This is a genomic window from Qipengyuania sp. RANM35 (assembly GCF_041021145.2).
GTDB classification, from domain to species: Bacteria; Pseudomonadota; Alphaproteobacteria; order Sphingomonadales; family Sphingomonadaceae; genus Qipengyuania; species Qipengyuania soli.
This window is the reverse complement of record NZ_CM196433.1, coordinates 2,642,389-2,657,169: the sequence shown is the minus strand read 5'-3', so window position 1 is coordinate 2,657,169 and position 14,781 is coordinate 2,642,389. Positions and strand designations below refer to the sequence as shown.

Below are 14,781 nucleotides of genomic sequence, written 5' to 3'. Positions count from 1 at the left end.
GATCGTACGCCGAGAGACGAGAGGCCCCCGATGGGTTCGATGAGTGCCGAAAAGGCCAAGACGGGCAAGATTTCCAGGAAAATGCTGGCGGATATTACCGAGCGGATGCGGCAATCGCTGCTACGCGGCGACACGCCTTTCGAGAAAGCCAAGCTGGGCGATGCTGCCGGCTTCCTTTCGGCAACCGCCCTGCAACGCGAGTTCGGCAAATCGGCGATGACCGTGGAGAGCGCGACCGAGGATCGCCGCTTTACCCGCATCGCCATCGTCAACGATGACATGCCCTTCCTCGTCGATTCGGTCGCAGCGGCGATTGCCGCCATGGGGCTGTCGATCGACCGGCTGGTCCACCCGGTCGTCCCGGTCGAGCGCAAGAAGGACTTCACGCTCGCCAGGATTCCCGAGGGAGATCCCGAGGATGCCGACTGGGAATCGATGATCTACATCGAGACCGCCCGCGTCGATGCGAAGACCCGCCGCCTGCTCGAACAGACCCTGCGCGAAACGCTGGCCGACGTACGCGCTGCAGTGAACGATTGGCCCAAGCTGCAGAAGGCCATGGCAGCCGATGCCAAGCGCATCGCCGACCTCGACAGCGAGGGAGCGGCCCTTCTCGAATGGCTGAATTCGGGCATGCTGACCCAGCTTGGCCACCTCGTCCGCCATCGCACGGGCGAGCAGGATCATGCTCTCGGGATTTGCCGCAAGAGCGCGGCGGACCTGCTTGCCGACGCTTCCTACGATCGCGCTTTCGCCTGGTTCGAGAACAAGGCGAACACGCGCGTGCCGCTGGTCATCAAAGCCAACCGCCTCAGCCACGTGCACCGCCGCGTACCGCTCGACCTCTTCCTCGTGCCGATCCGCGAGGGCGGCAAGCTCACTGCGCTGTCGATCCATGCCGGCGTGTGGACCAGTGCGGCGCTGGCGACCTCGCCGCGCAGCGTTCCGCGCCTGCGCCAGCAGCTTGAAGAGCTGCACGACCGCTATGGCTTCGATGACACCGGCCATGCCGGCAAGGCGCTGGTGCACGCGCTGACCGCACTTCCTCACGACCTGCTCATCGGCTTCCAGGAAGAAGATGTCGAGCGTGTCGCGACCACCATGATGAGCCTGGTCGACCGGCCTCGCCCGCGCCTTGCGCTGGTCGAAGCGCCGCTCGCCCGCCACCTCTTCGCTTTCGTCTGGCTGCCGCGCGACATGCTCGCAACGCAGGTTCGCCTCGAAATCCAGGCCTTGCTCGAAGACGGCGCCTCGGCGCGGCTGCTCGACTGGAGCCTCGAGGTCGAAGGCGGCAACCTTGCCATGCTGCGCTTCGTACTCGACATCCGCGATGGCGCGGGCGTGCCCGACGAGCATGTGCTCGAGGAAAAGCTCCAGACGCTGCTGCGCGGTTGGAGCGAAGCTGTCGAAGCCGAACTCGCCCAGTTCGAGGAGCCCTTGCGTGCGGCTGCCCTCGCCCTGCGCTTTGCCGACAGTTTCCCGACTGCGTTTCGCGGCCGTTTCGGCGTGCGCGAGGCAGCACTCGACATTTCCCGCCTCCACCATCTCGGCGCCAGCCTCGAGAGCGAGGAAGTCGTGCGCGGCGCGCGCATGTATTTCTGTGACCGCGAGGCCGTGGGTTGCTTGCGCCTCAAGCTCTATCAGTCGGAAGGAAGCCTGCCGCTGTCCGAGGGCGTCCCTGCGCTCGAGAACTTCGGTTTTCACGTGCAGTCGGAAATGCCGACCGTTCTCGACGACGGGCGCCTCGGCACGATCCACGATTTCAAGCTGCAGTCGAAGGACAGCAGCGATCCCAGGGACCTCATCGAACGCGATGCAGCGATCGAGGAAGCCATCTCTGCGGTGCTCAATGGCGAGGCCGAGAACGACCCGTTCAACCGCCTCGTGCCTGAAGCCGGACTGTCTGCGCGCGAGGCCAACTGGCTGCGCGCCTTTTACCGCTACCTGCGCCAGGCCGGGACCAGCTTCACGATCTATACCGTCGTCGATGCCCTGGCTGCGGCGCCCGATGTGACGCGCGCACTCGTCGCGCTCTTCACCGCGCGCCACGATCCCGCATTCGGCAAGGGACGCGAGGCCGCGATCGAGGAAGCGCGCGCCGCGATCAAGCGCGGGCTGGGCAAGGTCAAGGCGATCAACGACGACCGACTGCTACGCCTCTACAATGCGCTTATCGACGCGATCCTGCGCACCAATGCGTTTGCCCCGGCGTCGCATGAGGCGCTGGCCTTCAAGATCGATTCCGCACTCGTCCCCGGCCTGCCCAAGCCCGTTCCCTGGCGCGAGATCTGGGTCTATTCGCGCCGCGTCGAGGGCATCCACCTGCGCTCCGGCCCGGTCGCCCGCGGCGGCCTGCGCTGGTCCGATCGGCGCGACGATTTCCGCACCGAGATCCTCGGCCTGATGAAGGCCCAGCGGGTCAAGAACGCGGTTATCGTGCCGACAGGGGCCAAGGGCGGCTTCTATCCCAAGCAGCTGCCGAGCCCGGTCACCGACCGCGAGGGTTGGGCCGCCGAAGGCCGTGCCAGCTACGAGATCTTCATCCGCACGCTGCTCTCGGTCACCGACAACATTGTCAACGACAAGGTCGTCCACCCTCAGGACGTCGTGATCACGGACGGTGATGACCCCTATTTCGTGGTCGCCGCCGACAAGGGCACCGCGACTTTCTCCGACATCGCCAACGGCATTGCCGAAGCCCGTGATTTCTGGCTCGACGATGCCTTCGCCAGCGGCGGCTCAAAGGGTTACGACCACAAGGCGATGGGCATCACCGCCAAGGGTGCCTGGGTCAGCGTCCAGCGCCACTTCCTCGAGATGGGCGTCGACGTGCAGAGCGAGAGCGTCGAGGTCGTCGGCTGCGGCGACATGTCGGGCGACGTGTTCGGCAACGGCATGCTGCTGTCGAAGGCGATCAAGCTGGTCGCCGCCTACGACCACCGCCACATCTTCCTCGACCCCGATCCCGATCCGGCCGTCAGCTGGAAGGAGCGGAAGCGCATGTTCGCCCTGCCGCGTTCGAGCTGGGAGGACTACAATGCCGAGCTGATCTCTCGCGGCGGTGGCGTGTTCCCGCGCGATGCGAAGTCGATCAAGCTTTCGAAGGCGATGCAGGCCAAGCTCGGTATCGCGCAGGACGAGATGGAGCCGGAAGCGCTCATCTCGGCCATCCTCAAGGCACCGGTCGACCTGATCTGGTTCGGCGGCATCGGCACTTATGTGAAAGCCAGCCACGAGAACAACGTGGCCGTGGGCGACCCTGCGAACGACGTGCTGCGCGTCGATGCGGCGGAATTGCGCGCCAAGGTCATCGGCGAAGGCGCCAACCTCGGGATCACCCAGGCCGGGCGAATCGAATTCGCGCAGGGCAGTGGCCGGATCAACACCGACTTCATCGACAATTCGGCCGGCGTCGACTGCTCGGACAACGAGGTCAACATCAAGATCGCGCTCGCCGCGGCCAAACGCTCGGGCAAGCTTTCCGAACCCAAGCGCGTCGAACTGCTCGAAGCGATGACCGACGAAGTCGCCGCCATCGTGCTCGAAGACAACCGCCTGCAGGCGCTGGCCCTGTCCATCGCCAGCTTCGGCGGGGCACGGGCGATGAATTCGCAGCGCCACATCATCGAGACGCTGGAAGCCGGCGGCAACCTGGATCGCCGAACAGAAGGTTTGGCCGACGATCAGGCGCTGCATCGCCGGGCTGCGGACGGTCAGGGCCTGACCCGCCCTGAACTCGCGGTCCTGCTGTCCTCCACCAAGCTGGTGCTTCAAGCCGCGATCGAGACGAGCGCACTGGCCGACGATGCCCTGCTCTCCGCCACATTGTTCGCGGCTTTCCCCGAACCCATGCGCGGCAAGTACAAGGCGCAAATCGCGGGTCACCGCCTGCGTCGCGAAATCATTGCCACGAAGCTCGCCAACCGCATGGTCAACCGCCTCGGCGTGATCCACCCGTTCGAGCTCGCGGAAGAAGAAGGCGTCGAACTTGCCGAAGTCGCTGCGGCATTCGTCGCGACCGAGAGCCTGTTCGATCTCCAGGACCTGTGGGCAGCAATCGACAGCGCCGCCATGCCCGAGAAGGCACGCCTGATGCTGTTCGATCGCTTGGCGGCGGCTGTCGGAAACCTCATGTCCGACGTGCTGCGCAGCGCGGCCGGCAAGGTCGTCCCCAGCGCAATGGTCCATGATCTCGGCAAGGGTGTCCGTTTCCTTTCGCAGGCGACCGAGGACCTGCTCTCGAGCGAATCGCGCACCCAATCGTCGCGCCTGCTTGCCCAGCTGGTCGAGGCCGGAGCGCCGGAGAAACTGGCCGCGCGTGTGACGCACCTTTACGATCTCGACGGTTCGGTTGGCCTCGCGCGCCTTTCGAGCGAAACGGGCATCGAGCCGGGCAACCTCACCCGTGCCTTCACCGATATCGGTCATCGCCTTGGCCTTGACTGGGCCCAGTCGACCGCAGCTCTGATGAGTCCCTCGGACGTTTGGGAACGCCTGCTGGTTTCGGGACTGGCGCGCGATTTCCAGCAGATGCGGCTAGAGCTCCTGCGGCGCCTCGCACGACGCAAGGACGCCAAGAAGGACATGCTCGCCATGGCCGGCAAGTGGGCCGACGAGCAGGACGCGACAGTGCGTAACTTCCGCAGCATGATCGCTCGGGCTCAGGCGCAGACGCCAGTCGCTCCGGCCATGCTGGCGCAGGTCGCAAGTATGGCACGCAACCTCCTGGCGCGATGATCCACAGGCGCGCGAATGCTTGACCGCCGGCGATTTTGACGCCAGCCAGCGGCGCGATGGAGCATTTCGACGTCGTAATTGTCGGATCGGGGCATGGTGGTGCCCAGGCCGCGATCGCCCTGCGCCAGGCGGGTCACGAGGATTCGATCCTCATGGTCAGCCGCGACCGTAACCCGCCTTACGAGCGCCCACCGCTGTCGAAGGAATACCTCGCTGGCGAAAAGCCGTTCGAGCGCATCCAGATCCGGCCCGAACAGTTCTGGGCCGATCGCAAGATCGAACTGCGCCTCGGTCGAAACGTTAACGAGGTCGATGCCAAGGCGCACGAGCTGCTGCTGTCGGACGACACGCGCGTCACCTACCGCAAGCTGATCTGGGCAACGGGTGGCGATCCCCGTCGCCTGTCCTGCCCGGGAGCCGAACTGACTGGCATCCACTATGTCCGCAATCGCCGGGACGTCGACGCTCTGCGCGACGAACTCGCCGCCGGTGCGAAGCGGGCAGCCATCGTCGGAGCAGGGTACATCGGGCTCGAGGCCGCTGCCGTCCTGCGCAAGCTCGGCTGTGAAGTAACGGTCATCGAAATGCAGGACCGTGTCCTCGCCCGTGTGGCAGGCCAGGAGCTTTCGGATTTCTACGCTGCGGAGCATCGCGGGCATGGCGTCGATCTGCGCCTGTCGACCGGCGTCGAGCGGATCGAGGGCGAGAACGGTCGGGTCACCGCAGTCGTTACCGATGCCAGCGAAACCATCCCATGTGAGATCGTAATCGTCGGGATCGGTATTGTTCCCTCGGTCGGGCCCCTGATCGCGGCAGGGGCCTCGGGTTCCAACGGGGTCGACGTCGACACCTATTGCCGCACGCCGCTCGACGACGTTTACGCCATCGGTGACTGCGCCAGCCACGCCAATCCCTATGCGGGGAACGCCGTAATCCGCCTCGAATCGGTCCAGAACGCCAACGACATGGCAACGCTGGTGGCCAAGGCGATCATGGGCGAGAAGGAAGATTACGACGCGGTGCCGTGGTTCTGGTCCAACCAGTACGACCTGAAGCTCCAGACTGTCGGCATCTCTATGGGCTATGATGCCACCGTGCTGCGCGGCGATCCTGCGGCGCGCAAGTTCAGCGTGATCTACCTCAAAGAGGGCGCTGTGATCGCGCTCGACTGCGTCAACAACACCAAGGACTACGTGCAGGGGCGCAAGCTGGTGATGGACCGCGCGCAAATCGCGCCCGAACTCCTCGCAGATGCCGAAGTCCAGCTGAAGGAAATGCAATGATCGATCCTGCGGACGGTCGCGCGATGCTCGACGGTCTGCGGGTGGTCGACATGACTTCGGTGGTCTTCGGGCCCTATTGCACCCAGATCCTCGCCGACTTCGGAGCCGACGTCACCAAGGTCGAGGCGCCCGGCGGCGACGGTTTCCGCTATGCCGCCACTCCTGCGCAGACGCTGGGCATGGGCCCTGCCTTCATCGCGCTCAATCGCGGCAAGAAGTCGGTCATGCTCGACCTCAAGCTCGAAGCCGACCGCGAGGCCATGCGCGAAATGTTGGGCGAGGCTGACATCTTCATCCACAATGTCCGCGCCGAGGCGATCGGGCGGCTGGGCTTCGGCTACGAGGACGTGCGCGAACTCGCGCCACACATCATCTATGTCCATTGCGTCGGCTTCGGGTCGGACGGTCCCTATGCCGGCCTGCAGGCCTATGACGACGTTATCCAGGCCGGAACCGGGACGACCACCTTGCTGTCGCGCGTCGATGGCGATCCGCGTCCGCGCTACCTGCCCTCGCTCATCGCGGACAAGGTTGCCGGATTGCATGCCGCCTATGCGGTGATGGCCGCCGTCATCCACCGCCTGCGCACGGGCGAGGGTCAGCATGTCGAAGTCCCGATGTTCGAGGCCTTCAGCAGCTTCATGCTCAAGGAACATCTCGGCGGCATCACTTTCGATCCGCCGGTCGGGCAAGCGTGCTACGCCCGCCAGATCGACCCGCATCGCCAGCCCTTCCCGACTTCCGACGGCTATGTCAGTGTCGTGCCCTATCGACCGCAGCACTTCTGTGAGGTCATCGCGATCCTCGGCGATGAGGAGTTTGCCCGGCAGGAGCGTTTCTCCACCCTCCCCGGCATCATTGCCGCGGTGCCTGAACTCTACGACCGGATCGCCGCCCTCACGCCGCAGTTCACCACTGCGGAAGTCGTCGCGCTGATGCATGCCAATGACATGCCTGCCATGGCCGTGCGCGACATGGCCGACATGGCGAGCGAACCGCATCTCACCGCTACCGGCTTTATGACCCGGCGCGAGCATCCGAGCGAAGGCGCGCATCTGGAGATGCGAGAACCATCCCGGTTTTCGGGCTGGGAGCAGGCCGAACCCGCCCCCGCGCCCTTATTGGGGCAACACAACAAGCCCTAACCGATGCGGGAGAGTGCCCACGCTGCGGCTTCGGCGACGACGGGGTCCGGGTCTCTACACAGAGGATCGATCAGGGGCCGCAACGCGGCCAGTCGGCCGTTGCCCGCCGCATAGAGGCAGTTCCTGACAAAGCGGTCGCGGCCGATGCGCTTGATTGGCGAGCCCGAGAAATGCTGGCGAAACCCGGCGTCGTCGAAGCCAAGGTAGGTTGCGAGATCGGGCGCAATCAATTCATCGCGCGGAGCGAGCTTGAGGTGGCGATGCGCGACATCGGCGAACTTGTTCCACGGGCAGACGGCAAGACAGTCGTCGCATCCGTAGATGCGGTTGCCCAGTTTCTCGCGCAACTCCTCGGGCACAGGTCCCTTGTGCTCGATGGTCAGGTAGGAAATGCAGCGCCGCGCATCGAGTTGGTAGGGCGCGGGGAAGGCGTCCGTAGGGCAGGCATCCTGACAGGCGCGGCACGATCCGCACCGGTCCTTGCCCGGTGCATCGGGTTCGAATTCCAGCGTCGTGTAGATCGCCCCGAGGAACAGCCAGCTGCCGTGCTCGCGACTGACCAGATTGGTGTGCTTGCCCTGCCAGCCGATCCCGGCTGCCTGCCCAAGCGGCTTCTCCATCACCGGCGCGGTGTCGACGAAGACCTTGAGCTCGCTTGTAGGTTCCCGTTCGATGAGCCAGCGAGCCAGCGCCTTGAGCGCCTTCTTCACGACATCGTGATAATCGCGCCCCTGTGCATAGACCGAGATACGCGCCTTGTCCGGCTGCCCTTCCAGCGCCAGCGGATCGATGTCGGGCGCATAGCTCATGCCGAGCGCGATCACGCTTCTTGCCTCGGGCCATAGATCCTCGGGGCTGGCGCGCTGTTCCTTGCGCGCCTCCATCCACTCCATCGAGCCATGATGACCCGCGCCCAGCCACTCCTCCAGACGCGCGGCACGCAAGTCATCGCGCCCCGCCACGGTGAAACCGCAGGCGACGAAGCCGAGCTTTCGGGCCTCTTCGATAAGGGCCTGGCGCAGCGCGCCTGTTGAGGCCGGATTAACCAATCTTGCGGAGGCTCCCGTTCACTGGCAGCGGTTAATGACCCGGCATGCTTACCGAGACAGGCGCCATGACGCGACCCCTTGCTGACAGTCAACCAGGCCTCGCCATCGAGGCGCGTGGACTGGTCAAACGTTTCGACGACACGCTGGCGGTCGACGGCGTCGACATTTCGGTGCCGGAAGGCGCGATCTACGGCATCCTCGGCCCAAATGGCGCGGGCAAGACCACGACCCTGCGCATGCTGCTGGGCATCATCGACCCCGACGAGGGCGTGCGCCGCGTCTTCGGCAACGATCGCCCACACGAGGTCGCGAAGCTGATCGGCTACCTGCCGGAAGAACGCGGGCTCTATCCGGCGATGAAATGCGACGATGCCATCGCCTTTCTCGGCGCGCTGCGCGGCCTTCCGCTGGAAGTGGGCAAGGCGCGCGGGCGCGAATTGCTCGAGGCGCACGGCATGGGTCACGCGATCGACCGCCAGATCCGCCAGCTGTCGAAGGGCATGGCGCAGACCGTGCAGCTGCTCGGCACGCTGGTGCACCAGCCGAAGCTGGTGGTATTCGACGAGCCCTTCAGCGGGCTCGATGCGATCAACCAGGGCAAGCTCGAACAGATGATCCGCCGCCTCGCCAACGAAGGCACGACAGTGATCTTCTCGACTCACGTGATCCATCATGCCGAGCGGCTGTGCGACGAGGTCGCGATCATCGCCGGGGGGAAGGTGCCCTATGCCGGCTCGGTCGACGTGGCGCGCGATCGCATACCGGCGCAGGTACGGCTCGAAACCCGGGCCGAGAGCGGCGAATGGCGCAACGCCCTGCCAGAAGATGCCCGCCATGATGCCAAGGCCGGGGCCGGGCACTTCTGGTATTTCCCTGTTCCCGACACCGGGATCGAGGTGCTGCTCAAGCGCCTGATCGACGGCGGAGCGGGTATCCTGTCGCTCTCGATCGAACGCGCCGGCCTGCACGACGCCTTCGTCGAAATCGCTGGCGAGGCGGCTGCCCGTGCGCTTGCCGAGGACAATGCCGAGGAGGCTGCACGATGAGCGATACCACCCGTCTCTCTCGCTTCGAGGCCGCGCGCGTCATTGCCCGGCGCGATTTTCACGCGATCCTGTTCAGCCGCGCGTTCTTCTTCTTCCTGCTCGGCCCGCTCTTCCCGCTCCTTATTGGCGGGTTGGCCGGCGGAATCGGGGGACAGGTGCAGCGCGAATCGGTCAGTAATGCCGTGGCCATCGCCATGTCGCCTGCCGACAATGCGGCGATGATGGCAGCCCGCGATACGCTGGCACCCGAAGTCGGCTATGCCCTGCCCGGCCTGGTGGCCGAGGCGAGCGGCGATCCGCCGGGAGAAATACTCAAGCGGCCGGAGCAGAACTTCTCCGCCGTTGTGACGGGCACCATCGCGGCCCCCAGGTTGACTGCACCAGAGGGACAGATCGAACGCTGGCGCGGATCGATAGCACTGATAGCTGCGACCGCTGCAGGTTCGTCGCCCAGCGCTTTCCCGAAGGTTGAACAGGACCCCGTCGCCACCAGCGCGGCAGCAGCGCGAACCGATCGCATCAGCACCGCACAGGCGGGACAGTTGCTGCTGTTCCTGCTGATGATGCTGCTGGCAGGCATGGTGCTTTCGAACCTAGTCGAAGAGAAGGCGAACAAGGTCATCGAAGTACTCGCCGCAGCCGTTCCGATGGACGCAGTGTTTCTCGGCAAACTGTTCGCCATGCTTGGCGTGAGCTTCGTCGGAATCATCGTGTGGGCAAGCTTCGGCGGCCTGGTCGGGCTCGTTGCAGGCGAGAGCCTGCCCCAGCTGCCCGAGCCCGCGCTGGGCTGGCCCGCCTTCATCGCCCTCGGCATCGCCTATTTCGCGATGGGCTACCTGCTGCTCGGGTCGATCTTCCTGACCATCGGGGGGATGGCGGCAACGGTGCGCGAGGTGCAGACGTTGTCGATGCCCGTGACCATGGCGCAGCTGCTGGTGTTCTTCCTCGCCGCAGGCTCAATCACCCGGCCGGGATCGCCGATGGAGCTGTTCGCAGCGATCTTCCCCCTGTCCTCGCCCTTCGCCATGCTGGCCCGCGCCGCCCAGTCCGAGGCAATCTGGCCCCATGCACTGGCCCTCGCATGGCAGGGACTTTGCGTGGCGCTATTCGTCCGCTTCGGGGCGACGCTGTTCCGGCGCCGGGTGATGAAGTCAGGCAAGGCGGGTCGCGCCACAAAGGGACGTTCCGGCGCAATAAGCCCCACTTGAACGGTCGCACCGGTGCAATTTCTCTCGTTGCGGGCCTGATAGATAGGTTCCAATTTGCAACGCACTATTGACACTCCTGTCAGTTGCGGCAGGATGCGTTTCGAGAGAAGGCCGGCACAAAGAGTCGGCGCGAGAGGAGAGAAGAATGGCAACCGCCGCCGTCGCCCGTCCCGAATGCCGCTCCGAGCCGAGCGCCTACCAGGCGTTGAAGAAGCATTTCGAAGAGCACCCCGAGGACAAGCTCGAGCATCCGCACAAGTGGGACGTCAGCCGGTCGGACATCTACGCCGAGAACACCTGGCACCCGATCTTCCGTGAAATGCGCGCGGCGGGGCCCCTCCATTACATCCCCGAAAGCCCGTTCGGGCCTTATTGGGCGGTGGTCAGCCACAAGGCGATACAGCACATCGAGGCGCTGCCCGACATCTTCTCGTCGAGCTGGGAGCATGGTGGCATCACCATCCTCAACCGCCTGACCGATGAAGAGCTGAAGGAAGCCGGGATCGAGGAACGGCGCGAGCTGCCGATGTTCATCGCCATGGACCGCCCGCAGCACACCGGCCAGCGCCGTACCGTGGCCCCCAAGTTCACGCCCAGCGGCATGGCCGAAATGGAAGGCGAGATTCGCCAGCGCACCGGCGAACTGCTCGACACGCTGCCGCGCGGCGAGGTGTTCGACTGGGTCGACAAGGTCTCCATCGAACTGACCACGGGAATGCTTGCGATCCTGTTCGGTTTCCCCTGGGAAGACCGCCGCCTGCTGACCTTCTGGTCCGACTGGTCGGGCGATACCGAACTCGCCACCGTGCGCGAGCTCGACAACATGCGCTGGGGCTTCCTCCACGAGATGGCGGCCTATTTCCAGTCGCTGTGGATCGAGCGCACGCATGACAAGGAGCCGGGTGACGATCTCATTTCGATGATGATCCACTCCGAGGCGATGAACCAGATGAGCCCGCAGGAATTCATGGGCAACCTCATCCTGCTGATCGTCGGCGGCAATGACACGACCCGCAATTCCATGAGCGGTTTCGTCTACCAGCTCGACAAGAACCCGGACCAGCGCAAGCTGTTCGAGCAGAACCCCGAGGTAATCCCCAACGCGGTGCAGGAAATGCTCCGCATGCAGACGCCGCTTGCGCACATGCGCCGGACCTGTGTCGAGGACACCGAAGTGTTCGGCCAGCAAATCAAGAAAGGCGACAAGGTCGTCCTCTGGTACCTGTCGGCCAACCGCGACGAAGAAGTGTTCGAGAACCCCGACAAGCTCGACCTCACGCGAGAGAATGCCCGCCGCCACATCGCTTTCGGCTACGGCATCCACCGCTGCGTGGGCGCACGTCTTGCCGAACTGCAGCTGCGCGTCCTGCTCGAGGAAATGCACAAGCGCCGCATGCGCGTGCATCTTGCGGGTGACGTGGAGCGGGTGAAGGCGAATTTCGTCCACGGCTTCCGCAAGCTCGAGGTCGAGATCACCAACTTCTGATCGGGCCGGCAGTAACCTTTCGGCCATTTCAAGCGTAGTTCAGGCGCGGGGTACTATCCCCGCGCCATGAGACGGATTGCCATGCACACGCCTTCACTCGACCGCCGCGGCCTTCTCGGCTGGATAGGCGCATCCGCAAGTTTCATCGCCCTAACCGCCTGCGGCTCGGGACGCGCCGAAGCGAAGGGGTTTCCGGTCACCCTGACCGACGCCGAGTGGCGCAAGCGGCTGACCAGGACCGAATACTGGGTACTGCGCGATGAAGGCACCGAACGCCCCTTCTCCTCGCCGCTCAACAAGGAGCACCGGCGCGGCACCTTCGCCTGTGCCGGCTGTGCGACACCGGTCTATTCGTCGAAGGCCAAGTACGATTCGGGCACCGGCTGGCCGAGCTTCTGGCAGTCGCTGCCAAAAGCCGTCGGCACGTCGACAGACTACAAGCTCGGCTACGCACGTACCGAAGTGCATTGCGCGACCTGTGGCGGGCATCTCGGTCACATCTTCGACGATGGCCCGCGCCCGACCGGCAAGCGCCACTGCATCAATGGCGTGGCGCTGGACTTCCGTCCCGCCTAGCGAACCCGCCAGACGCGGAGCGCGCCGCTGTCGAACCCGGCTGCCGGAGTGAGCATGGCGGGAGCGCGATCGGCAAGCAGGGCAGCAGCAAGGCTGTCATCCTCCGCCGCGGCATAACTCGCGGTATCCGGCGTGCCCTGGCAGATCATCACATACTCGGCATCAAGGGCGGCAAGCCTTGCGGACGCCTCTTCGGCCGGGGAAGTGAAGGCTAGGATCGCGCCGCGCAAAGCCGCCTGGTTGCGGTGATACGGAGCGGCGACCGTGGAGTGCCCGGTTCGCAGCATGACTTGCGGCGCGATGTCGATCGAGGTGAGCATGCGTCCGGCAGGCAGGCCGGCGAGACGCGTCAGATCGCAATCGCTCGCGACGATGTCGGACGATCCGCGAACCTGTGAATGGGCATTGGCGACGATGGCCTTGCCCGTGAGCGATCCCGCTGTGGGGCTCAGAACGATCAGCGCGATGGCAATGCCGAAGACGCGCAAGACAGGGTTGTCGAAGCGCGAAGCGGTGCGCAACGTGTCGTGGAGCATCGCCGCCAGCAGAGGCGTCATCAGCAGCTGCGCCAGGAGCGCGACGCGGAATACAACCAGCGAGAGCGCGAGCATCAGTCCGGCGAGCACAAAGGTGATGAACCAGCCGCGCGGATTGTCGCCACCCAGCCGTTTACGCAGCTGCGTTGCGAGCGCTAGCAGGTAGAGCGCCACCATCCAGCCCAGCATGGCGGCGGCATCGGGCAAGAGCCGGAAGACAGGCTTCACCTCTTGAATCCCGTCGAGCCAGTACTCCTTCACGAGCGGGTCGATATCGCCGAATGGCGCGACGCCTTCGAGGCCGAACATGGCAAGGACCGGCATGGCACCGGCGATGGCAACGAGTGAAAGCAAGGCGATCCGCACCGCCGGAAGCGCAGGCTTCGCACGGCGTGAGATTGCCCACGCAGCCAGTGCTGCCAGAGTGAAACCGGCGAGGTGCGGCCAACCTATCGCGTCAGGATGCGGATATGCCCAGAGCGCGGGAGGGATCGTTACGAGGAAGAGGAGTGCGGACGAAGCTGCCAAACCGGCGAGAAACAGCGCGAGCCCGCGATCGTGGGCGTCCATCAGATAGAGAAGCGCAAATACTGCACATGCCGCGGCGACGAAGGGCAGACCCTCGACCGAAATCGTTACCAGCAGCCCGCCCAGTGCGCCCGCGAACAGTGTCTGGCGCGTCATGGCACGCCGGTCGACCATGAGCCGCAGGATGCCGATGGCGCAGATGGCCTGCCAAGCATGGTGGTCGATCTTCATCGGCACCATATTGCCGACTACCAGCGAAAGCAGCGGTGCGACCAGCAGGACGATATTTGCCGCGGCGTCACGGAAGCCGAGGCAGCGCAAAGTGCTGCGCAGGATGAAAAGTGCGATCAGCATCTGCAGCGGCGGGAGCAAGGCGATCGCGGCACGTTCGGCAGCGTCGGCCGGCAGAAAGAGGTCGAACAGCAGAACCAGTGCAGCAATCGGCACATCGACCAGCCGCGACCAGTGCATCGAGAAGCCCTCAGCCCCTCCGGCGCGGTAGTTGGTCACGTCCCACCAGCTCTGCCCAGCGAGCCAGTCGCGGACTTCGAGCAGGCGCATGGCATCGTCGGGATCGGCGATAGCGAGTGTCCCGATCTGGTTGCGCATGGTCCAGCCGATCAGCAGTGTGAAGGCCAGCCACGGCAAGACCAGTGCGGCGACACTGTGTGCGTCATGAAGCGCCCGCCACGGCAGGCGGTGCGCCGAATGCTCGGGCATCGGCACAGGCGCAAGCCTGCGGCGTTCGGCAAAGCCGATCATGTCACCGTGCGTGCGCGGAACACAAAGCGACTGCGCACGATCCATGTGGCGATGAAGCTGACCCCGATTGCGGCGACCTTGGCGAGGCGCGGATCGATCCCCGCAGCATCACCCGCGCCCACGATCATCGTAGTCAGCAGCAGGCCGAGAAGCGCCGAACCGACGAACCCGGCTTTCTGCATGTGACGGGCATTGCCCCCTGCGGCAACGCTATCGGCGAAGACTGCACGGCTCGACAGCATCCAGTGGGCAAGGATGCCCAGGCTGTAACCCGCTGCGGAGGCGGGCGCGGCGGTCACATGGGCGGAAAGGAGCAGCAGGAAGCTGCCCATGTCGACTGCCAATGCGCCAACGCTGGCGAACAGGTAGCGCAGGAACCTGATGTCGCGCAGCCTGTCGAAATATGCCCCCATGATCCGTTCCCT

Annotated in this window: 10 protein-coding genes; 7 read left to right on the top strand and 3 right to left on the bottom strand. The window is 64.9% G+C overall.

The features are described 5' to 3' along the window. The first annotated feature begins 39 nt into the window (after window positions 1-39). Genes RAM60_RS13355 through RAM60_RS13345 form a run of 3 tightly spaced genes read left to right on the top strand, consistent with a single transcriptional unit; the run spans window position 40 to window position 7,165 of the window. Window positions 40-4,737: an NAD-glutamate dehydrogenase domain-containing protein gene (locus tag RAM60_RS13355; protein WP_369027321.1), complete on the top strand. Its 4,698-nt coding sequence runs from the start codon at window positions 40-42 to the stop codon at window positions 4,735-4,737. A gap of 56 nt (window positions 4,738-4,793) precedes the next feature. Then, window positions 4,794-6,020 carry an NAD(P)/FAD-dependent oxidoreductase gene (locus tag RAM60_RS13350; RefSeq protein WP_369026355.1) on the top strand — a complete coding sequence of 409 codons (1,227 nt, stop codon included), beginning with the start codon at window positions 4,794-4,796 and terminating at the stop codon, window positions 6,018-6,020. Continuing rightward, complete coding sequence (locus RAM60_RS13345) at window positions 6,017-7,165, top strand: CaiB/BaiF CoA transferase family protein (RefSeq protein WP_369026356.1); 1,149 nt, start codon at window positions 6,017-6,019, stop codon at window positions 7,163-7,165. Before RAM60_RS13350 ends, RAM60_RS13345 begins: the two co-directional genes overlap by 4 nt. Here RAM60_RS13345 and queG read toward each other — a convergent pair. Beyond that, the gene (gene queG, locus RAM60_RS13340) at window positions 7,162-8,214 is read right to left on the bottom strand and encodes a tRNA epoxyqueuosine(34) reductase QueG (RefSeq protein ID WP_369026357.1); all 1,053 of its coding nucleotides are present in this window, start codon (window positions 8,212-8,214) and stop codon (window positions 7,162-7,164) included. The two genes, RAM60_RS13345 and queG, sit on opposite strands and share 4 nt — an antisense overlap. A gap of 65 nt (window positions 8,215-8,279) precedes the next feature. Between queG and RAM60_RS13335 the strand changes: the two genes are divergently transcribed. The 4 genes from RAM60_RS13335 to msrB all read left to right on the top strand — a co-directional run bounded on the left by RAM60_RS13335 (window position 8,280) and on the right by msrB (window position 12,530). After that, the gene (locus RAM60_RS13335; protein ID WP_369026358.1) at window positions 8,280-9,260 is read left to right on the top strand and encodes an ABC transporter ATP-binding protein; all 981 of its coding nucleotides are present in this window, start codon (window positions 8,280-8,282) and stop codon (window positions 9,258-9,260) included. Continuing rightward, entirely contained in the window at window positions 9,257-10,468 is a 1,212-nt protein-coding gene (locus RAM60_RS13330) for an ABC transporter permease (RefSeq protein ID WP_369026359.1), read from the top strand. The genes RAM60_RS13335 and RAM60_RS13330 overlap by 4 nt, the downstream gene beginning before the upstream one ends. 145 nt (window positions 10,469-10,613) lie before the next feature. Continuing rightward, the gene (locus tag RAM60_RS13325) at window positions 10,614-11,954 is read left to right on the top strand and encodes a cytochrome P450 (RefSeq protein WP_200981805.1); all 1,341 of its coding nucleotides are present in this window, start codon (window positions 10,614-10,616) and stop codon (window positions 11,952-11,954) included. An 81-nt stretch (window positions 11,955-12,035) separates the two neighbouring features. After that, window positions 12,036-12,530, top strand: a complete 495-nt coding sequence (msrB, locus tag RAM60_RS13320) for a peptide-methionine (R)-S-oxide reductase MsrB (protein WP_510639857.1) — start codon at window positions 12,036-12,038, stop codon at window positions 12,528-12,530. Here the strand turns inward: msrB and RAM60_RS13315 are convergent. Beyond that, a complete protein-coding gene (locus RAM60_RS13315) occupies window positions 12,527-14,356 on the bottom strand; it encodes a hypothetical protein (protein ID WP_510639855.1) in 1,830 nt (609 codons plus the stop codon). The two genes, msrB and RAM60_RS13315, sit on opposite strands and share 4 nt — an antisense overlap. Beyond that, on the bottom strand, window positions 14,353-14,769 hold the full coding sequence (locus RAM60_RS13310) for a GtrA family protein (RefSeq protein WP_369026362.1): 417 nt from the start codon (window positions 14,767-14,769) through the stop codon (window positions 14,353-14,355). Before RAM60_RS13310 ends, RAM60_RS13315 begins: the two co-directional genes overlap by 4 nt. Between the last annotated feature and the right edge of the window lie 12 nt (window positions 14,770-14,781).